This window comes from Alkalimarinus coralli (assembly GCF_023650515.1).
Taxonomy (GTDB): domain Bacteria; phylum Pseudomonadota; class Gammaproteobacteria; order Pseudomonadales; family Oleiphilaceae; genus Alkalimarinus; species Alkalimarinus coralli.
In genome coordinates this window covers 3,165,012-3,186,341 of record NZ_CP096016.1, presented here as the reverse complement: position 1 = coordinate 3,186,341, position 21,330 = coordinate 3,165,012, and the positions used below count along the sequence as shown (strand labels likewise).

At 45.9% G+C, this 21,330-nt stretch carries 18 protein-coding genes; 11 read left to right on the top strand and 7 right to left on the bottom strand.

What is annotated here, in order from left to right; translation table 11 throughout:
* The first annotated feature begins 148 nt into the window (after positions 1-148).
* Together MY523_RS14340 and MY523_RS14335 are read left to right on the top strand one after the other, a co-directional pair.
* Complete coding sequence (locus MY523_RS14340) at positions 149-895, top strand: DUF1194 domain-containing protein (protein ID WP_250655377.1); 747 nt, start codon at positions 149-151, stop codon at positions 893-895.
* Between the two features lie 236 nt (positions 896-1,131).
* Positions 1,132-1,641, top strand: coding sequence for a DUF3087 domain-containing protein (locus MY523_RS14335; RefSeq protein WP_250655376.1), 510 nt, complete (start codon positions 1,132-1,134; stop codon positions 1,639-1,641).
* 123 nt (positions 1,642-1,764) lie between these two features.
* Here MY523_RS14335 and MY523_RS14330 read toward each other — a convergent pair whose 3' ends face one another.
* Together MY523_RS14330 and MY523_RS14325 are read right to left on the bottom strand one after the other, a co-directional pair.
* Entirely contained in the window at positions 1,765-2,520 is a 756-nt protein-coding gene (locus MY523_RS14330) for a fructosamine kinase family protein (RefSeq protein ID WP_250655375.1), read from the bottom strand.
* Positions 2,521-2,539: 19 nt separating this feature from the next.
* Positions 2,540-4,837, bottom strand: a complete 2,298-nt coding sequence (locus MY523_RS14325; protein WP_250655374.1) for an EAL domain-containing protein — start codon at positions 4,835-4,837, stop codon at positions 2,540-2,542.
* 273 nt (positions 4,838-5,110) lie between these two features.
* Here MY523_RS14325 and trxC point away from each other — a divergent pair, with 273 nt between their 5' ends.
* The 6 genes from trxC to MY523_RS14295 all read left to right on the top strand — a co-directional run bounded on the left by trxC (position 5,111) and on the right by MY523_RS14295 (position 11,464).
* Positions 5,111-5,548: a thioredoxin TrxC gene (gene trxC, locus MY523_RS14320; RefSeq protein ID WP_250655373.1), complete on the top strand. Its 438-nt coding sequence runs from the start codon at positions 5,111-5,113 to the stop codon at positions 5,546-5,548.
* A gap of 77 nt (positions 5,549-5,625) precedes the next feature.
* A complete protein-coding gene (locus tag MY523_RS14315; protein ID WP_250655372.1) occupies positions 5,626-5,892 on the top strand; it encodes a Rho-binding antiterminator in 267 nt (88 codons plus the stop codon).
* A gap of 151 nt (positions 5,893-6,043) precedes the next feature.
* The gene (locus MY523_RS14310; protein ID WP_250655371.1) at positions 6,044-6,994 is read left to right on the top strand and encodes a glutathione S-transferase family protein; all 951 of its coding nucleotides are present in this window, start codon (positions 6,044-6,046) and stop codon (positions 6,992-6,994) included.
* 442 nt (positions 6,995-7,436) lie between these two features.
* Complete coding sequence (locus MY523_RS14305) at positions 7,437-9,416, top strand: transglycosylase SLT domain-containing protein (RefSeq protein WP_250655370.1); 1,980 nt, start codon at positions 7,437-7,439, stop codon at positions 9,414-9,416.
* Between the two features lie 325 nt (positions 9,417-9,741).
* A complete protein-coding gene (locus MY523_RS14300; RefSeq protein WP_250655369.1) occupies positions 9,742-10,731 on the top strand; it encodes a sensor histidine kinase in 990 nt (329 codons plus the stop codon).
* Complete coding sequence (locus MY523_RS14295; RefSeq protein ID WP_250655368.1) at positions 10,724-11,464, top strand: response regulator transcription factor; 741 nt, start codon at positions 10,724-10,726, stop codon at positions 11,462-11,464. The genes MY523_RS14300 and MY523_RS14295 overlap by 8 nt, the downstream gene beginning before the upstream one ends.
* Here MY523_RS14295 and MY523_RS14290 read toward each other — a convergent pair whose 3' ends face one another.
* Entirely contained in the window at positions 11,465-12,970 is a 1,506-nt protein-coding gene (locus tag MY523_RS14290) for a sensor histidine kinase (RefSeq protein WP_250655367.1), read from the bottom strand.
* Positions 12,967-13,686: a response regulator transcription factor gene (locus MY523_RS14285; RefSeq protein ID WP_250655366.1), complete on the bottom strand. Its 720-nt coding sequence runs from the start codon at positions 13,684-13,686 to the stop codon at positions 12,967-12,969. The genes MY523_RS14290 and MY523_RS14285 overlap by 4 nt, the downstream gene beginning before the upstream one ends.
* A gap of 235 nt (positions 13,687-13,921) precedes the next feature.
* Here MY523_RS14285 and MY523_RS14280 point away from each other — a divergent pair, with 235 nt between their 5' ends.
* The gene (locus MY523_RS14280) at positions 13,922-14,422 is read left to right on the top strand and encodes a Spy/CpxP family protein refolding chaperone (RefSeq protein WP_250655365.1); all 501 of its coding nucleotides are present in this window, start codon (positions 13,922-13,924) and stop codon (positions 14,420-14,422) included.
* 22 nt (positions 14,423-14,444) lie between these two features.
* Here the strand turns inward: MY523_RS14280 and MY523_RS14275 are convergent, their stop codons facing one another.
* Positions 14,445-15,047: a TetR/AcrR family transcriptional regulator gene (locus MY523_RS14275; protein WP_250655364.1), complete on the bottom strand. Its 603-nt coding sequence runs from the start codon at positions 15,045-15,047 to the stop codon at positions 14,445-14,447.
* Positions 15,048-15,179: 132 nt separating this feature from the next.
* Between MY523_RS14275 and MY523_RS14270 the strand changes: the two genes are divergently transcribed.
* A complete protein-coding gene (locus MY523_RS14270) occupies positions 15,180-15,788 on the top strand; it encodes a glutathione S-transferase family protein (protein ID WP_250655363.1) in 609 nt (202 codons plus the stop codon).
* 31 nt (positions 15,789-15,819) lie between these two features.
* Positions 15,820-16,479, top strand: coding sequence for a glutathione S-transferase family protein (locus MY523_RS14265; protein WP_250655362.1), 660 nt, complete (start codon positions 15,820-15,822; stop codon positions 16,477-16,479).
* 17 nt (positions 16,480-16,496) lie between these two features.
* Here the strand turns inward: MY523_RS14265 and MY523_RS14260 are convergent, their stop codons facing one another.
* Together MY523_RS14260 and trpC are read right to left on the bottom strand one after the other, a co-directional pair.
* The gene (locus tag MY523_RS14260; RefSeq protein ID WP_250655361.1) at positions 16,497-20,168 is read right to left on the bottom strand and encodes a response regulator; all 3,672 of its coding nucleotides are present in this window, start codon (positions 20,166-20,168) and stop codon (positions 16,497-16,499) included.
* Between the two features lie 347 nt (positions 20,169-20,515).
* Positions 20,516-21,322: an indole-3-glycerol phosphate synthase TrpC gene (gene trpC, locus MY523_RS14255; protein ID WP_250655360.1), complete on the bottom strand. Its 807-nt coding sequence runs from the start codon at positions 21,320-21,322 to the stop codon at positions 20,516-20,518.
* Between the last annotated feature and the right edge of the window lie 8 nt (positions 21,323-21,330).

Genomic DNA, 21,330 nt, shown 5'->3' with positions numbered 1-21,330 from the left:
TTTTACATTGTAATAGAAATGAAGTGAAGTATTCGTTGTTAAGTTGCTGATAAGTAATTTTTAATTTTATGTTGGTGTGTTTTATGCTTATGCTGGGGAGCTATTTTAGATAGCACGAAAAGGAATCGTTTAAATCGGGATTATTATTATGTTGAAAAAAATATTAGCTTCTTCAATCATTGGTGCATCTTTACTTTCTGGTGCAGCACAGGCGAGCCCAATCACTGTAGACCTAGAGCTGCAACTTTTGGCCGATGTATCTGGCAGTGTCAACTCTAGCGAGTACCAGCTGCAGCTTCAGGGTTACTCAGATGCATTTCGTTCAAGCAGCGTAATCGACGCAATTCTTGCTGGAGGAACGGGTAGCATCGCTGTTCAGTATATCGAGTGGTCAGGTAGTTCACAGCAAGCAACTAAGGTTGACTGGACATTGATCGACAGCTACGCGTCTGCTTACGCATTTGCAGATTTGCTGGATGGAACAACCAGAAGCTTCGGTGGTAGTACTGGTATCGGCTCAGCTATTGATTACGGTGATGACCTGTTTTTCAATAACAACTATGAAAGTGCGCGTCAGGTAATGGACGTTTCTGGCGACGGCAAAAATAACACAGGTGTAAACCCGGCCACTGCACGTGATGCAGCTTTAGCAATGGGTGTTGACACTATTAACGGTATTACCATTGGTAACGCATACGGACTGCAAAGCTACTACACCGATAACGTAATTGGTGGAACGAATGCATTCCAGTTGCACGCTGACACATTTTCTGATTTCCAAGCTGGAATCGAGCAGAAGTTGATTCGTGAAATTAAGGCTTCTGTTCCAGAGCCTGCTTCTGTTGCATTGTTTGGTTTAGGTCTTCTTGGTTTACGTTTAGCGCGTAAGTCATAAGCACCATCATGCACAAGTTAGTTTGGGTGAATCTTTTGTAGATTAATCCCGATTGACTGAAAACCCCGGATTCTCCGGGGTTTTTTGTATATCCCCCTTCTTTTTTATTCACTTATACTCATTCTTCTGCTGCTCTTATTGAGTTATGCATCTTAAGTCTGTGCAGTTTTAGCTAATATGTCGCCAATTCGAGTGCTATAATAGCCATCCTTTTCTGTTATAGATAAAACTCTCCCATGCACCTACAAACAATCGACAAAGCCACTTACCGGAAGCATCTTAATAGAGCGATTGCGGTGGTTATTGTGACACTGATGGCTCTTGGGCTTGGTTGTTCTACGTTGCTAATAGCTATGTTTGGCGAGCTGGGAGGCTCTAACTTCGTGCTTAACTTGATAGGCGTTGTCGTTGCTGCAAGCCTTGTCGGCCTTGGTTTACGACATTACAGCTCGCACCCCTATATGCGCGAGGTGATGTATGTTTGGAAGCTTAAGCAGGAGCTTAACCGAATCTATCGTAAGTACTCAAAGGTTAAGAGTGCTGCAGAAGAAAATGATATTGGCGCATTAACTATTATGAAGTTTAACTTAGAGGGCTCTTACCAGGTCTACAAACTGGATGACAACGACTTGACGCTGACTGAGTTGAAGGAACAGATGAAGGCGCTGGACAACAAGATTGAGAGCCTTGGTTTAACCATTAGTGCAGACGACTATAGCCAGGATTTGCTGGCGCAGCTGGATTAGACTCATTGTCAAAACGGAGCATGGCTAAAGGCTTTCTTGAGTAATACCGCTAAAGGCTCTCTAGAATAATGTCGTTAAAGACACTCCTGAGTAATACCGCTAAAGGCTCTCCAAATAACCCGGTTAAAGACTTCCCAGGGCATTGAACCCGGCTTCGCAGGCGGGCAGGTAGCTGTTACCAAACAAGTTGTAGTGATTTAAGAAGTGATAAAGGTTATAAAATACCTTCTTTTGTTGGTATGCAGCGGTGCGAGGATATTCACTATCGTATGATTGATAAAACGCTCTGCTAAAACCACCAAACATCTCAGTCATCGCGAGGTCGACTTCTCTGTCGGCATAATAAATAGCAGGATCTATCAGCCATACCGAGTCTTGGTCAAACAGCACGTTACCTGACCACAAGTCGCCGTGAACAAGGCTTGCATGTTCACAATGAAGGTTCAAAAAATCTATAAGCTTGTGCTGAAGCGATGACAATATTTTATCGAACTCGCCTCTGACTGAATGTTGCTTGATCAAGCTGACCTGATACTGAAGTCGGTTTGTTACAAAAAAATCCCCCCAGTTTTGACTGATCTTATTTGCCTGTGGGTTAAGACCAATAAAGTTATCTTCGTTGAGCCCATAGTGTGGCTGCTTGATATGGTGCAGCTGCGCTAGCCCTTTCCCTAACTGTACCATCTGTGCTTGGGAGGCCGACTGAACTCTAATTTCTGACGTTTCAAGAGTCGTTTCAGTCACCTTAAATACGTTAGGAACCCTGAGGTAGTGATTGCCACACTGGTTCAATGCCTGCCTCAGCTGGTCGAGCCCCTTTGCTTCTGCTATTAAGGCGCCGGGGGTGGATGCTGATCCATGTTTAGTAAAAATCGGCATTTGCTTTATCGCCTGTTGGCTAGTCTGTTGCGGCTTCAGTCATTTCTAATATTTGCTGCTTGAACGGCTCATCAGTGAGCAGCCTGGTAAACGCTTCTCCGGGAATGGGCCGGCTAAAAATGTAACCCTGTATTATCTGGATACCTTGCTTACGCAGAAAGTGAAACTGCTCTATATCGTCAACACCTTCGGCTACCATGCGCAGATTAAGGCTCTTTCCCATTGCGATAATAGCGCTGACTAAACTCGCATTATTTTCACTTTTGTCGTAATCAATTACAAAGCTGCGGTCGATCTTAAGCTCATCCAGCGGGAAACGACTGAGATAACTTAACGACGAATAGCCGGTGCCAAAGTCATCAACCGACAGTGTGCAGCCGAGGCTTTTGAGTTCATGCAAGGCCTGCACGGAGGCCTTTGCATTGCTCATAATAACCCCTTCAGTTAGTTCAAGCTCAAGAAGCTTGGGTTCTAGCTGTGTTTCGATTAAGACCTGTTTGACCAGCTCGATAAAGGCCGAGTTGAACTGTAAGCTTGATACATTGACCGCTATTTTGGGGAGCTTCAACCCTTGTTCATGAAATGCCTTGCACTGCCTGCAAGCCTCTAATAGTGTCCAGGCGCCTAGCTGCACGATTAGCCCCATCTCTTCTGCCAAGGGAATAAAACGGGCGGGTGATACCAAGCCGTGCTCTGGGTGGTTCCAACGAATGAGTGCCTCTGCACCGGAGATTTCACCGGTTTCAATGTTAACTTGTGGCTGGTAATGCAGGGTCATCTCTTCGCGCTCTACTGCTCGGCGCAGGTCTGCCTCCAGCTTTAGGCGGCCGACAGAGGTACCTTTCATTGCGCTGGAGTAAAAGCTAAAGCTGTTTTTCCCTGTTGTTTTTGCATGATACATTGCGGTATCCGCGCGCTTGAGAAGATCCTTTACGGTGGAGGCGTCCTGCGGGGCGATAGCAATGCCAATGCTTGGCGTAATAACAATCTCATGGCCTTCAATTAACATGGGGGCTTGCAGTGACTCTAATAGCCGCTCAGCGACGATGCCCGCAGTTTTTGGTTCGTCAAGTTTGTTGAGAACGACGGTAAATTCATCGCCTCCCAGTCTTGATACATCAATTTTTGATTCGCCATCAAAATATTGAGAAATAAGGTCACTTTCTCGAATACAGTTAGATAACCTTGCGCCCACTTCCCGCAGTAACATATCGCCTGCCGTGTGGCCAAGTGAGTCGTTGATGCGCTTAAAATTGTCCAGATCCAGAAATAACAGCGCGATATTGGATTGTTCCCGTTTTGAAATTTTAAGCAGTAGATCCAGTTGCTCGGTGAACAGCTGCCGGTTGGGCAACGAGGTTAGACTGTCATAATAAGCAAGCTGCCTCATGCGATCTTTTGCTTGCGTCACTTGTTGCACTGCTTGGTTCAGCTCTTCGTTTCGCTTGGAAAGCTGCTCTGTCCGCTCTTCAACTTTCATACTCAACAATTGGCTCTCGACATCCATTTTTGCTTTGTGTGAACTCAAATCAGACAATACCAGATTTAACATGCCTGCAATTTGGCGTGCTTCGCCAGAGCCCTGCGTTCTAAACGTTTTGTCTAACTTGCCATCTGCAATATCATCAGCAAGTTGCGCAAGATTTGCCAGTGGCGCCGTAATGCGGTGAGTGATCATCAGAGCGATGTATATCACCACAAGAAAGAGTGCGAAGCAGATGGCAGCGACTTTCGTTGCATACCCCAACATATTTTGTTGCAGCTGTTGCTGACTAATGCCGAGCACATAATAACCGAGGATGTTTTGCGCTCCCCGATTGCGGGCTTGAGCAAGTGTCTCCCCAAACATTTCCCGGCTAATGTTGTCCTGGTATGGGTTTACAAATGAAAATACAGGCACTGAGACTTCAATGAGAGTAGCGTCTGTGAAGGGGCTGTCACGCTCTGTTTGGGTCACATCAAATGATGAGTACTCTTCCCGAACTTGAGTAAAATTATCAGGAAGTTTTTGGTCGTTGTGTTGAGTTCTGCTAGTGATGACGTTTCCTAGCCTGTCATACACCGAAGCATATTCGACCATTGGAGCGCTCATAAACTCATCTAGCAACCCCCGCAATACGCTGGTGTCCTGGTAGTAAATGGCAAACTGCTGTTGGGCACCGCTACGAACACTCTGGACAACATTGTTGATTATCTGCTGTTTTTCCGCGGTGTAACGGTCATGTACCAGATAAGCCGTGACGCCGACGCTGGTAAAAAAGAACAGGGCAGTTAGCATTATGCCAATGGTTTTTCTGATGGTAAAAAATCGAAACATCAATGTTTCCGTAAACTGAACTTAATAACCGATCTGCCTGTTGTCATCCCTAGGTTAAGGAGGTGTGGACAGACTGTGTGAATGAGCATATTTAAACATGTTAAATGACCTGGACAAAGCCCAAAAGAGCAGGGAGTAGCGGTATTTAAGTTATTTGTGGTGAGTGTTCAATTTTCGTTGAATTTGGTGAGGTTTGTTTAGCATTGTATTACTAATATAATCATGACTAATCGTTGTTGAAACCTCCTCATATTCAGTGAAATAAATACCATTATGTCCACTACTAATGTTACTTGCCCAAAATGCAATACCACCAACCGTTTACCTAGCGATCGCCTGACGCATAACCCTAACTGCGGGAAGTGCAAAAAACCGTTGTTCACAGGTAAGGCAATGGAGTTATCCGGGGCTAATGTCGCCGCGGTTCTCAATCATAATGAAATACCTGTGCTGGTTGACTGCTGGGCGCCATGGTGCGGGCCTTGCAAGAGCTTTGCGCCAGTCTTTGAGCAGGCGGCTAAAGAACTGGAGCCTAAGGTACGCTTTGCTAAACTTAACACAGAAATGAATAAGTCGCTGGCAGGACGGTGGAAAATTCAGTCGATACCTTCGTTAATTCTATTTCAGCGTGGCAAGGAGGTTGCCCGCCTGGCTGGCGCTGTCCCGTTGGTGCAACTGAAAAAATGGCTAAGCCAGCACGGTATACGGTGAGCGCCAGACCGCACCCGGTTGGCCGTTGTCGAACGTGAATTTACAGAGGGTGAAATGAATCGGTGGCAGGTGAATGTATGAGTAAGATATTGAGTTGCGACCTGCATGACTACCTCGAAATCGCTTGTTTATATCGCTATAAAGTAAAGCTTTTATCGAATGCGGGTGAAAGCTATGTGGGGGTTCCACAGACAACCCTAATAAAGGCTGGTTCCCCAAATAAGCAGGAGGTGCTGCTTTTCTGTTGTGAAAATGGAGAAGAGGTCGAGCTGGAGCTACTGACACTAAGAGAAATGCACGTACTGACTCCGCAAGCCAAATTTAGCTCAGTTAAGTTCCGTTAAGGCTGTTTTGGCTGCTTATTGATTGGATATTTTGATTGAAAAAGGTTGCAATATGAATAAATCAATCGCTAATGTGAATGTATTATGAGGGCTAACGTTTAACAATTTGAACCCCGTAGCAACTGGCTAATGGGCTTCAAGAGAGGGATGTATGGGCTTAATTGTAGATGGTCAGTGGGTAGACAAGTGGTATTCAACTGATAAGACAAAGGGGGAATTTGTTCGTCAGGAAAGCCGGTTTAGAAATCACCTGTCATCCGAAGAGGGCGCTTCTTTCAAACCAGAAAAGGGACGCTACCATCTATATGTCTCGCTGGCCTGTCCTTGGGCGCATCGAACACTTATCTTTCGTAAAATTAAGCAGCTTGAAGACATTGTATCGGTCAGTGTAGTGCAACCTAAAATGTTGGAAAATGGCTGGGAGTTTGGCGAATCGGGCGACTCTTTGTATGGGTTAAACTACCTCTACCAACTCTACCTGAAAGCGGCACCCGACTACCAAGGGCGGGTGACTGTGCCTGTTCTCTGGGATAAAAAAACAGAGTCAATCGTGAATAATGAGTCAGCAGAGATTATTCGAATTTTTAATTCAGCATTTAATGGGCTGACCGGAAATACCGATGATTATTACCCTGAAGCGTTAAGCGCTGAAATTGATGTTGTTAATGAACGAGTTTATAACACTATCAACAACGGGGTATACCGTGCCGGGTTTGCGACAACTCAGGATGCGTACGAGAACGCTTATCACTCACTGTTTGATTCGCTGGACTGGTTAGAAGAACGCTTAAGTGCCCAACGTTACCTGGTTGGTAATACGGTTACCGAGGCTGATTGGCGCTTATTTACCACACTGGTACGCTTTGATGCTGTTTATCATGGGCATTTTAAGTGTAATCGCCAGAAGTTAAGCGAGTTTGAGAATATAAGTCACTATTTGAGAGAGCTATACCAAGTACCGGGTGTTAAAGAGACGGTTGATCTCGAATACACCAAAACACACTACTATGGCAGCCACTTGACGATAAACCCAACGGGTATTGTGCCTTTAGGGCCTCTGGAAAACTTTGGTCGTCCCCACGACCGAGCTAAATTTGATTAGCTTTTTGACGATTGATAGCTAAGTATAGTGCGATGCTCGACTTTTTCTGAGGTATTCAAAACGCTTCCTATGTAGCCGTGATGAAAGGAGGTACGACTGGAATCAAGGTCAAACACGGAGTCTTGATTATCCACAGTGGTATTTCAAGCACCGAAAAGAAAACCCTGATTCCGTTCGTTCCTCACTGCATACAAGGCTACAACCAAGTGGGAAAGTTGGGAGTCGCGCTAAGTTTGATGAGAGCACACCCATAAAATTGAGGCTGATATTTAAGTTTTGTGGGTATTACCTATTGCCATTAAAAAAATTAGTAGTAGGCTGTGAATCTTATGAGTCTATAATTGTCCTATTTAAGTCGTTAACCGGTATTTCTCGAGCCCAACAAACTCTGCCACTACACTGTATGGGTTAGTAAGAGGACGAATGTTATTTTGGGAATACCATGATCAAAAATGCAGTACTGCTAACATTTTTTACTTTGCTGTTACCCGCACCGTTGGTAGCTCAGCTCAATACGACCCAGCAAACCTACCTGGCTGCGCTGGATGCTTTGAGTGCAGGAAAAGTAGACACCTTTAAATCTCTCAGTGAATCTATTTCCGATTACGTTTTAAGCCCTTATCTTGAGTATCAACGTATAAAGCATGGGAAGTATAAAGACACGCAATCAATTAAGGCCTTTTTAGCACGCTACCCAGACCAGTCGATCAGTGCTCGTTTAAAATATGAGTGGTTGTTAAGCCTGCCGGGAAGAGGGGAGTGGGCGCAATTTCTTGATAATTATGACGATACTATTCAGTCACGCACACTTAACTGCTATTACTTGCGGGCGCTCTACCGCTCGGGGGAGCAGGATAAGGCTTTTGAAATGACTGCCGACGCCTGGGTTGTTGGCAGTTCGTCACCTAAAGCCTGTGACCCTCTATTCAAGCTCTGGCTAAAGTCCGCCTATTTCAAGCCGGAGTTTGCATATGAGCGTGTTAAGTTGGCATTGAGAAAGGGTCACACATCACTGGCCAGCTACGCCAGTAACTTTCTCAAAGGTGATCAGCACAAAGCGGCTTCGACTATGATTTGGGTGCACAAGAACCCCAATATTCTCGGCAGTACCAAGCTTTTCCCTACAGCTAACCCTTACATGAAAGAGGTGGTGCTGCACGGTATCAAGCGCCGCATCCGCCGTAGACCCGATGCCGCACTAAAGTATTGGAACGTGCATCGTAGCCGATTTGATTTTGCCCCGTCAGAAGTGGTTGAGCTGGAAAAGCGCATTTATCTTGGCCTGGCTCGACAGTATGATGATTCTGCCAGCAGTTTGTTGGCATCGTTGCCTTCAGACTATGACTCTCGTGAGGTGCTGGAGTGGCAAATTCGCGTCAGTCTGAGAAGTCGTGACTGGGCGTCTGTTCTTAAGTGGATCAGGGCGCTTGAAAAAACAGATGGCATGAAACAAAAGTGGCACTACTGGAAACATAAGGCTTATTTAGCGCTCAATATGGATGTGCCTCGCTTAGACAAGGTTCAGCTGGAGAGGTTGGCAGATACACGAAGCTATTACGGCTTTCTGGCTGCGGAGTTTCTGGGTAAGCCCTTAACCCTGACTCATTTGCCCTTGCCAGTCGCACTGGATGTGTATGAGGCGCTTGGTCGTCGGCCTGAAATAGATCGGGCGAAAGAGTTTCTCAGTATTGGGCATACCAATACTGCAAAGCGGGAGTGGCAGTATCTGGCGCGTAAAAAAGAGAGTCCGGCTGGTCTGATGTCACTGGCAAAGCTGGCTTATCAGTGGGGGTGGCATAATCGTGCGATTACTGCGGTAATAGCAGCTGACCACTGGAATGACCTGTCTATTCGCTTTCCGACCCCGCATAAGCAGACGTTTATTGATGCTGCATCACAGGTGAACCTGGAGTCATCCTGGTTGTTTGCGATTGCTCGCCAGGAGAGCGCATTTGCAGAGAAGTCTCGCTCAGGTGCTGGTGCAAGAGGCTTGATGCAGTTGATGCCCGCAACGGCCCGGCAGACGGCAAAAAAAATAGGCTTAAAACCGTCCAAAAACTCCTTGTATGACCCTCAATACAACATAACGTTAGGCTCGACTTACCTTGCCTCTATGTATGAGCGGTTTAACAATAACAGAGCATTAGCTACCGCCGCCTACAATGCAGGCCCTCACAGAGTAAAAAAGTGGATAAAGTCGTCAGCGGCGCTGCCAATTGACGTCTGGGTCGAGACAATACCTTATGATGAAACCCGGCGTTATGTTAAAAATGTGTTGGCGTTTGATGCGATATACCAGCATAAGTTAGGGGAAGGAAGCCCACGGTTATTGCGAGAGTTTGAGAAAATATTTGTATCGGAGCAGATGCTGAGTGATGCAGGCAGGCTTCAAAGGACGCATACGACTGTCGCCGCCAAATGACTATATTAAACTAATTAAAGGCAGGCGAGTGATTGGCCTTCCTTTAATTAGTGATTTTACCCTTCGCTCTACCAGACTTTGCGCCAGCTGTAAGCCAACAGAATTGTTTTGTTTACATCGGGGCAATCAATATCTCGTTACTCAGCATCTTCAATGCTAAAAGGCACTGCATCAAAGGGTGGTGCGCCAGCAAAATTATCTATCCAGCTATGGCTGCGCCCCTTGTCCATGAATGAATGCCTTATTTACCCCCCATGTTATGATGTCTCTAATGAACGGCAAAGCCAACTATGCCTGTTTTAAGATGGTTTGAGGAGAAGGGGTTGTGAAACGAAATAAGCTCATGCCCAACGCGATATTTATTTTTATTTTCTCCATTATCGCGCTGGTATCGTCTTTTGTGCTTTATATCTACTGGTATATAGAAATCAGTAGCGGGTTAGATGATGTCGTCCTTAAGTTTGACCTTGATCCGAGGCAGGTTTTTGAATCTCAAACTGTACTGGTTATTGTTGTGCTCTCTTTATTGGTTGGTTTGATTCTCACAGGTCTGTCTATGACATTTGTCTACAACCAGAAAATGCAGCAGCTTTACCGGCTGCAGAACAACTTTATTAATAACTTTACGCACGAACTAAAAACGCCAGTAACGTCTTTAAAGCTGTATTTGGAAACCTTTCAAAAGCACGAGCTGAGCAAAGCTGACCAGCAGCAGTTTATTGGCTATATGCTTCAGGATGTTCATCGTTTATCGGACAATATCAGCAATATTCTTGATTTGGGGAGTATTGAAAGCAAACAGTTTAAAGGTGAGTTTGTCGCCCGTGACGCCGTTGAATTTGTCTCGTCTTTCTATCGCCGAAACGCACATCTGTTTCATAAGGGCTGTATCGATGTTATTTGCCCTGAGGGCGGCTCCTATAATATTGCTATCAACCCGCCATTGTTTGAAATGCTACTGATTAATATAGCGACTAATGCCTTTAAATATAATCACTCCGATACGCCTTGTCTGAGCGTTGAGTTTGCAGAAAGGTCACGCCACCTAGCCATCAAATTTGTCGACAATGGTGTGGGTATTGACCGGTCTCAGCACCGTAAAATCTTCAAAAAGTTTTATCAAGTCGGTGACTCCAATGTGATGTCTGCAAAGGGCAGCGGTCTGGGGCTTTATATTGTAGAGAATATTGCAAAGGCGCATCGTGGCAAGATCAGCGTGATAAGTGATGGCGCAGGGAAGGGAGCGACTTTTGTTTTGACCGTTCCGCTGAGCAACAGGCGAACATCAAATAACACAGGTAGGCAAAATGGGTAGCTCAACACAAGAAGATAAGCCGATAGCCCGTCAGCGTATTTTAGTCGTTGAGGATGAATCTCATATTGCCGATGGGATTAGAATAAACCTTCAGCTACAAGGCTATGATGTCAAAATATCAACGACGGGGTCGGCCGCGCTGATTGATTGGAAACAGTGGCAGCCTGACTTGGTTGTACTGGATATTATGTTACCCGGCATTGACGGCATTGCCGTGTTGAAAAGTATTCGGTTGGAAGATGAGCGTCTTCCGGTGTTAATACTGTCAGCTAGAAACTCGGCAGAAGATCGCATTAACGGACTGTCACATGGTGTTGATGACTACTTGTCGAAGCCCTTTAATTTAGATGAATTCTTGCTCAGGGTTGACCGCTTACTAAAACGTAACGGTTGGTTAACTGATGACGCGTCTCCTGAGCCATCAAACCCACCTGGAAATTACACGTTTGGCTCTAACGAAATAGATTTCGAGCACGGGGTTGCTTTTCATGAGGGCCGGAAGATATTGCTAACAGAGCAAGAGCTACGGTTGCTCAGGTTGTTTGTTGCCAACAGAGGGAAAGTGCTTACCCGGGGAGAAATACTCGAAGTCGCCTGGGGGGTATCAAAAAGTTTAACCACCAGAACGGTCGATAACTTTGTCGCACGGTTTCGAAAATACTTTGAAGATGACCCGAAAAAACCGCTATATTTCAGGAGTCGTCGATCAGTGGGTTATGTGTTTGATCACTAACTAGCGGTTATTGCCCTGTGGCAAAGGAAGGAAAACCCGTACACAAAGGCCGCCGGTTTCGGGCGATTGCAGCTCAACGTTACCGCCATGTAAATCAATCACTTTTTTGACGATTGATAAACCAAGCCCATACCCACCGGTTGACTGAGTGCGTGAGTTATCCGCTCGATAAAACGGGGTAAAGACGTGTTTGATTTCTTCTTCGCTGAGGCCGGGCCCCTGGTCTTCTATTGCCACCAGTATCCCACCATCTACTGATGAGATATCAACTGAAACAATGGCACTTTCCGGGCTGTATTTGAGTGTATTGCCTACAATATTCTCAAATGCTCTGGCGAGCAGTATGCGGTTGCCGTTGATCAGCGCTTTGCTAAGTCCCTGTTGCTGCATGTTAATTTTTTTTGTTCGGGCTTCGATCTCCGCATCATCTAATAGCTCAGCTAATAGAGGGGGCAAATCTACTAGCTCCATCGGTAGCTGACTTGCACCTTCATTAAGCCGGTTCAGGGTCAGCAGGTTTTCGATAAGTTCATTTAGTTTGTTGTTCTGGGTCTCAATCTTGTTGAGCATTGAGAGAGAGGGGTCGTCTTCAGCGAGTTGTTCGCGTGCCAGGTCTATGGCAATGCGTTGCCGGGTGAGCGGTGTTCTTATTTCGTGAGAAATATCCCTTAGTAGCTGCTTCTGCCCAGTAATAGTCTTTTCCAACTGGTCGGCCATCTCATCAAAGGAACGGCCCAGTTCCCCCAGTTCGTCTTTTCTACTGCCAACACGTGCCCCCACTCGGGCTGACAATTCACCGGTTGCCATTTTCTGACTTGCCTGCTTGAGGGTGATGACCGGCTTAACCACGTGCCTGCCAAGCCAGAGTGATGCAATAAGAATAATGAGCAGTGTCACGCCCAAGCGCAGCCAGCGGAATTCATTGGAAGATCTAAGTGTTTTATATAGGTAGGGTGATGGAAGTACCTTAAAAAGGTATCGCTGGCCACTCGGAGATATAACTGAAACCCTCGGGTTAATAGGGGGGCGGCGGAAATCAAAGTGTTTTCTGGGGGCCGCTTTTTCGTCGTACTCTACTTCTTCTCTGTCGTGTGAGCGACCCTCCCGCTCATCATGCCGATCTCTATATCGGTCATGATCGTCTTCTCTATGATCGTCTTCTCTTTCCCCGCGCACAGGGGCACCTAACTTCTTGCGCTTGCGGCTGCTTTTATCGCTGCTATGAAGATAAAGCACTGCACTAATTTCATAATCGTCGTAGATGCGTTCATACCACTTGTTCAACGCTTTTTTTCCAGACGTTTCATAAATGGTCACGCCGTCGTTGGCGAGACTCTCAATTTGGCTTCTAACCTTATCCGCTTTATGTTCAATGTTGCTGATTTGAGATGTGATGGTGATGTTGGCAATGGTGGTGAGGATAATTGTCATCCAGAATACCGCCATAATTTTTAGAAAAAGCTTATGGTGTACTTTAACGTGACTGGGGGGCGGTCGGTTATTCATAGACTGGGCTCTTCAATGACTCTAAGCAGATATCCGACGCCGCGAATGGTTTTGATACGAGGTTGCCCGCCTGTCGTTTCTCCCAGTTTTTTTCTGAGGTTGCTGACATGCATGTCAATGGCCCGGTCATACAGGGTCAATTTTCTGTCGAGCGCGCGTTGAGTCAGTTCGCCTTTCTCAATGACTTCCCCAGGGTGCTTCATCAGTTCAACCAGAATATTGTACTCGGCGTTGGTGAGTTCAATTTCGTCTGAGTCGAGAAATACTTGTCGGCTTTGCGGCCTTACCTCTATGTTGCCGATAGCGAGTTTTGTTTGTGCGGTCGTGGTGGACTCTGCATGATCCAGCCCTACCCGTCTCAAGATTGCTTTGATTCTAACGATCAACTCACGAGGATTAAAAGGTTTTGGCAGATAGTCATCGGCGCCCATCTCAAAACCTACGATTCGGTCGATGTCGTCACCTCTTGCAGTGAGCATCAGCACAGGTGTTGTTTTAACCTTTCGCAGCGCCCTTAATACGTCGAGGCCATCTCGTCCTGGTAGCATGATATCCAGGATTATTAAATCAAATTCGCTGTCAATGGCGGACGTTAAGCCGTCGTCGCCGTTAAACGCGCAGCTAATGCTAAACCCTTCATTTGAGAGAAGTGTGACTAATAGTTCGCTGATTTCTGAATCATCTTCAACCAGCAGTATTCGGGGTGAGTTTTTCATGACGTTCTATTCTGAGGCTACTAACGATTGAACAAGCTTGATTCTAGCATAGCGAATAAATTGTAAAGTACCTCTGCGCCTATCTTTACACCTTCTTTACACGCTTAAAACGTTGCTTTACATCCGGTTTAGTACACTGATTCGGTATTAAAAATTCAGCTTACAAATGCCAAGGGGATTTGTAAGTGCCTGCTGGTATTGAAATACGGCGTCGATTCACCATTGGAGAAATATCATGAAACAACAACCCGTTAAACAGAAGTTACGTATTGCACTGATCATTCCTACCGTTATTGCGGCAGGGCTGTTTACCGCAAGCATGGCCAATGCCGACTCAGGTTGGTTTGGTAAAGGGAAGCATTATGGAAGCGAGCACCATTATGAAAGAATGGAGCACTTGTCCGATATGCTTGATATGACTGATGACCAGGAAGCTCAGCTTAAGGCTATTCTCAAAAATGCAAAAGCGCAGGGAAAGGCGAATAAAGTATCGCGAAGAGGTATGCGTCAAGCGATGATGTCTATAAGCCCGGATGACCCGCAATTCATGACGAAGGTTGAAGAACAGGCTGATATGGCGGCCTCGAATATGAAGGCCAAAATGCTGCACTTCGCTCAGGTCAGACAGGATGTATATGCTATTTTAACCGAAGAGCAAAAACAGAAAATGCAGCGTATGATCGAAAAACGCATGAAGAAAATGGAGAGACGCTGGGATGACGATGACGAAGAGTAACTGTGTCACTAGCAAGCGGCCACTACCACTCTTTGATTGTAGACCTTAAGAAATCCATTTGGTCTTTAATCCGCTCTGGTTGGTTCAAGGTCTTCCGCAGCAGTATCAGCCCTTGAATGGCCGCAAGAACATGATCCGCACACTGTAAAGGAGTACGTTGTGCGGACAGATCCCCTTCGTTAAGCGCATCCTCAAATGCACGTTCCAGCTCGCTTTGTAATGCACTGTACATCCCCGTTAGATGTTGGCCGATTTCTTCACGCTCGATGTTACTTCCTGACCCGGTGAGCTCTAGCCCGGTATTCTGAATCAGGCAGCCTAGTCGACCGCTGTGCGACTGCAGTTTCTCGCCAAGATTTTGCAAATATTGGTCTAATCGGGTTTTGCCATTTCCTGTGCCTTTGAGCGGTGCAATAAGATTTTTAAACACCGTATCAAGGTAATGCGAGAGAGACTTTATAAAGAGCTGCTGCTTATCGCCAAAGGTGTTGTAAATGCTAAAGCGATTGATCTCCAGTGTGTCTACGATCTCTTGCATTGAGGTTTGGCCGTAGCCTTTTTGCCAAAAAAGCTGCATAGCTAAATGAAGTTTTTCGTCCGGGTTAAATGCTGTTTGTCTAGCCATTGAGAAATCCAATAAATTCCTGCTGTGTTGGAAATTATAACTTAATACTTGACCATTCGTTTAGTTATTCTCTATATTTCTAACCAATCGTTCAGAAAATGCGTTTTACAGGCAATCACTATAAGGACTGTCATGAAAATCTATGAGATGAAAATTGCACCTAACCCACGTCGAGTACGTATTTTTCTTGCTGAGAAAAATATACCGATGGAGTTTGTTGAGCTGGATGTGCAGAAAGGTGAAAACCTTACCGAGGCGTTTCGTGCAAAAAATCCGCTAATGAAAGTGCCAGTGTTAGAGCTTGATAACGGAAAGACTATTTGTGAGAGCGTGGCTATTTGCAGGTACTTTGAAGAAACAAACCCGGAGCGCCCTTTGTTTGGTCGCGATGCAGAAGAGAAAGCGATTATTGAAATGTGGCAGCGTTGGGTCGAGTTTTATTTTTTGATGCCAACGGGCATGTGCTTTCAACATAGCAGTGGTTATTTTAAAGACCGAATGAACCCGATTGAAGAGTGGGGCCGTGAGTGCAGGTCTCACGCGGAGAAATTCTTTGATATTTTGGACAACCAGTTGGCCAACAACCGTTTTGTTGCGGGAGAAGAATTCTCTATCGCGGATATAACGGCCTTATGCACGGTGGACTTTAATCGGGTAAACAGGTTATCGATTAAGCCAGAGCAGGTTCATCTGCTACGCTGGTATAAAGAAGTATCAAGCCGACCCTCTGCAAAAGCTTAATACGACTTAATAAGAACATAGAGATATTATTATGATTGACCTTTATACGTCTCCGACTCCAAATGGGCACAAAGTAAGCATTGCACTAGAAGAGATGAGTTTGCCCTATCACGTCATTGCCATGGATATTTCAACTGGGGTGCAGAAACAACCTGAATACTTGAAGTTAAACCCCAACGGCCGGATACCGACCATTGTTGACCGGGAAAACGATGACTTTACGGTGTTTGAATCAGGCGCGATCCTGGTATATCTCGCTGAAAAGAGTGGGATGTTTAACGGGGGCTCAGCAAAAGAGCGCTCTGTCATCCTGCAATGGCTGATGTTCCAAATGGGAGGTGTGGGGCCGATGATGGGGCAGGCCAACGTATTCTACCGCTACTTTCCAGAAAAAATTCAACCAGCCATTGACCGCTACCAACATGAAGTGAGAAGACTCTTTACCGTGCTGGACAATCGTCTGGCAGACCATGAATATCTTGCAGGTGATTACAGTATTGCGGATATGGCAAACTGGGCATGGGTGAGAACCTATAAATGGTCAGGCGTTGACATCGGCGGCTTAGACAATTTGTCTCGTTGGGTTGAGCAGGTTTCCGCACGTCCTGCGGCAGCAAAAGGCATCAGCATTCCTCAGCGGCCAGACCCTGAAGCGGTTGTCAAAGGGGCGCAGAATATCGTCGTTAAGTAACCCGGAAAAGCCAGTGTTTAGCTGTTGTGAAGGGTTTTGTTGAGAGAGTCCATCATTACTCTGGTCTTGTGGTAAACCCGCTCGATATCATGTAAATCTGTTTCCCAGCTGTCGGTTAGCCCGTCGGTATATCGTTGCTCGAGCCCAGCAGCCAGCTTTGAGAGCTGCTGGGCACCCAGCGCGCCACTGCTTGATTTAAGACTATGAACGGCTCGAACCATGGTTTGGGTGTCACCTTGCTCCCCCGCGAGTTTGAACTCATTGATGATGTCCTGGCTCTCTTCGACGTATGAGTCCACAATTTGTTGAAAGCGGCTTGATAGCTGGCTGCTCATGCGGGTGAAATGTGTTTCATCTACAACTGGGATATTGTCCATAACTGTTGGCCCGGTATCTTTTGCTGATGTTTCAGCATGCGGTGGGGTTATGCCTTGTTGTTCCTTGTCTGTAGGCTCTTTTTTGGTTGAGTTTAGCCAATGGCAAAGTTTTCTAACCAGCTCATCTTGCTCAATCGGTTTCCCGAGAAAGTCATCCATTCCAGCCTTTTCACAGTTTTGTTTGTCACTGTTCATCACGTTGGCTGTCAGTGCGATGATCGGTGTATGGCTTTTTCCAGTCTCTTGCTCCCTAATCATTCTTGAGGCCTCATAACCGTCCATTACAGGCATTAAGCAGTCCATGAGGATGAGGTCATACTCGGTGCTTTTCCAGCGTTTCAAGGCTTCCAGTCCATTATCAGCGATATCGACTATTAAACCTAGCTGGCTTAGAAACCCTTTAGCGACTTCCTGGTTAACCTTGTTGTCTTCAACTAATAGAACATGGCCGGTAAGTTTTACATTTTCCGGCATGGCGGTTCTCTGCTCGTCAACACCATACTGAGAAAGCGGTTCATGTTGCAGCTTGTCGCTACTCTTTATGAGTGCTATTTCCAGCGCATCCTTAAGGGTTTCTGACTTGTAGGGTTTGGTCAGGCAGACTGAAATACCAGCACTGCGTAGCGTTTCAGTTTTATTCTGGTCAGGCGATGAGGTGAGCATGACCTGGGGAATATGGTATTTGTTTTTAATCTGCTGGCCCAGCTCAAAACCATCGCAGCCTGGCATCATATAGTCGAGTATTACGAGTTGAAAAGGTGACCCATCGCTGATTGCACTGTCTATTTTACGCAAAGACTCGGAATGAGTGGTCGCGATAGTGACATCCACGCCCCAGTGAACCAGCAGCTCTTCTAAAATTACACAGTTGGTATGGCTGTCATCAACGATGAGTGCTTTGATGCCTGCAAGGTCTGCACGGGCCAGGCGAGCGGGTTTTTGGCTGACAGCGAGCGGTAAATTGAACCAGAATTTAGTGCCTTTGCCAGGCTCGCTGGTTACTCCAATACTGCCGCCCATAAGGTCTATTAGGCGTTTGCAAATGGTTAGGCCAAGTCCGGTTCCACCGTAACGTCGTGTGGTTGATGCGTCAGCTTGAGTGAAGGCTTCAAACAGATTCTCCTGCTTTTCTTTTGATATACCAATGCCGCTATCGATCACTTCAAACCTGAGTGGTGCAGGCTCACTTTCACGATAATAAATATTGAGTTGAATATGACCTTTCTCAGTAAACTTAATCGAGTTTCCGACCAGATTAATTAAAATTTGACGGATACGGCCAGGGTCACCTTTAAAATATCTGGCACTGTGAATATCGTAGTTAAATATTAACTCAATTCCTTTTTGCGCTGCCGTTGTTGCCAACAGGTGCAAGGCATCATGAGCAACATGCTCCAAGTCAAACTCAATGGGGTCGAGTTCCAGCTTGCCTGACTCTATTTTTGAGAAATCCAATATATCGTTGATGATGCTTAGTAATGCTTCTCCAGACTGATTAATGGTGTTCAGGTAATACTGTTGCTGGGAGGTAAGGTCGCTCTTGGCTAAGAGCTGGGCCATTCCCAGCACGCCATTCATCGGCGTGCGAATTTCATGGCTCATCGTCGCCAGAAACTGGCTTTTAGCAACAGAGGCGGCCTCTGCTTTGTGCATTGATTCCGCCAACTGGGCGGTCCGCTCTTTAACGCGCAGATCAAGTGTTTCGGCAAGCTGAGATACGGCTCTGGCGTTTTCATTGGCTTCCTGAGTCTGCTGCTGCAGCTGTGAAATCAGCGTCTCAAAAGCACTAACCATGGTTTTAACTTCACCTTTGGCGCCTGGGATGCTCAAGGTAGTGCTGCTACTTCCTGCTGTGATTTGCTTGGCCTGCTCGGTCAGCAAGGTGATTGGTTTGAGCTGACGATGGGTAAACACGGCGATTGCCAACCCTGATAATATGATTGCCAGAATCGCGGAGTAGATAGACTGGGCTTTGAATGCCTCGATCGGGGCTAATACGTCTTCTTTTGTGCGGGTGACAACCAGCCCCAAGAAACGGTGTCGATCATTGTTGGTAAAAAGTACTTTACCCGTAATGTGCAGTTCGCCATGCTCATCAAATGAGAGGCGGGTATTGTGTGTTTCTGAAATGGCTTGCCAGACCCATGGCTCGTCGTGACGTATGTCCCGAGTGGCGGGGTCATGTTCAAATATCCAACGTTTGCTCTTGTCTGGATGATAGATATATTGCCCTTTGGCATTAACGAGCATTATCGTCTCAGAGCGCTTGTTTTCAAGTGTTTGTAGAAGCATGCTGGCATTGGTGTTGATAACCAGCAGTGCTTTTGACCTGCGCTTATAGTTGGAGGTAATGTATTCACTCTCAAAGGTTAAAATCAACTCTTCAAGAGTATTTTTGAATGCTTCTTTTCTTGACCAGTAGCTTTCACCAATAATTTCGCGGGTGGCATTGATAAGCTGCCCAAAGCTTGCCGTGTCAATTACACGTTGTTCAGCTTTCTGAAGATTTGAGTGGTGTAATCTGAGTTTTTTTAACAATATGCCCCCTTCCTCGGGGGACATGTACTCAAGCTTGTCGAGAATGATATTAAGCTTATGGATGGTTTGTTCGTAGCGACTATGCCACGCAAGGTTTCCTGATTGGGCGATGCGCATGGCTGCGAGGGTGCGCTGTTGACCATAACTGCGAAGCTGCTCTGCCAGCTCCAGCCCTGATAAACTGGTGCCCGACGTAAACGTGTCGGCATCAAAAAAAACCGGAGCCACAATTCGCTGAGTCGGTTGATAGGGCTCTTCCAGCTTCCCGCTCTCACGATTGAGGGTGATATCAGAAATATAGACTTCGCCATTTTTTAGCTCGCGGCCATTTATGACATAGCGCGTATCACTTTTATTCTGCAGATTGTCCCCGCGCACAGGCTCGGGTATTAGGCCTTTTTTGGGGTGATTTACTCTTACCAGCTCGCGTCCGGTTTCGGTATCAATGAGCCTTACTTGCAGGTAACGCTTGGACTCAATAAGCCTTGAGAAATGTTCTTCTAAGCGACGGCGCCACTCACCTTCAGTCGACTCTGTTTTCGGATCATATTGTTGGTTTTCACGGGCAAAGAGAAAACCTTGCACGATAGGCGAGTTCGCTAGTTGCTGGGCCTGGTCTCGGGTTTCATCAATCTCGCGGGTAATCCTTTCAATTTCGAGTGATAGCGTGCCCTCCATCCTTTTTAAGGTAGAGCTAAGTATCAACTCTTTTGCGCTTTTAAAAACCAGCCAGTCTGACAGTGCAACGGCTATTGCCAGTATGCAGGATGTCATAATGACAATTTTTAAGGTTATGGATAGATTCTTTTTAGTGTTATTGAACAGCAAACTAGACGTCCATTGTGATAAAGCGTACAAATTGAGAGCTAACCAGCAGGTTTAGCGCAGGTAGTAGGGTTGAACATTAAGTAAGTCGTTTAATCTTTAACTATAGTTCAAATAATAACGAACGATAGCTCGAATAAGCGCTATTTAGTGCTTAAATAAAGGAGATGTTTGGAAGGGAGCCAGTAAGTAAAGGACGACGCGAGTAAAGGGCGAGGCAAATAAGGAGGAGTCACTATGCTCTATGGATATTCGATCCATCAAACATTGCGACTCATGGTTTGACTGGCTACAGGTTAGAAAAATAGCTCGGATAGCTTCTCGCCAGGGTTCTCTGCACGCATAAATGACTCGCCTACCAGAAAACTGTTTACATTGTGCTGCTGCATCAGGCGAACATCGTCAATAGTGTTGATTCCACTCTCTGTGACAACAATACGATCTTCAGGGATACTTTTCAGCAGATCAAATGTGGTGTTGAGAGAGACCTCAAATGAGTGTAAATCCCGGTTGTTAATGCCTAATAGCTTTGTATTAAGTGTTAGTGCGCTTTCCAGCTCCTGTGCGTTGTGTACTTCAACCAGAACATCAAGCCCCACTTCATCTGCAAGGCCTGCAAGGTCTTGCATTTGCCCTTTGCTCAGGCAGGCTGCAATTAATAGAATGCAGTCACCACCAATTATCCTGCTTTCAAATATCTGGTAAGGGTCAACCATAAAATCTTTTCGAATAACGGGTAATGAACAAGCGTTTCTTGCTTGTTTCAGGTAGTCCTCATGCCCTTGAAAGAAGTCATGATCGGTCAGTACCGATAAGCAAGCCGCGCCCGCAGACTCATAACTTTGCGCAATCGCTTCCGGGATGAAGTCCTCTCTGATAACCCCTTTACTGGGTGATGCTTTTTTAATTTCTGCAATAACCGCAGGCTTACCATTATTGATGTTTTCAGAAATGGCATTAACAAACCCTCTGGTTTGAGGTTGGTCAAACGCCATTGACTTGCAGTTTGCCAGCGATAGCGTCTGCTGCCGTTCTTTAACTTCTTCCCATTTGCGTGCGACGATTTTTTTCAAAATAGTCGGAGTGCTATCAGAGCTGCTCATTTTCGTGA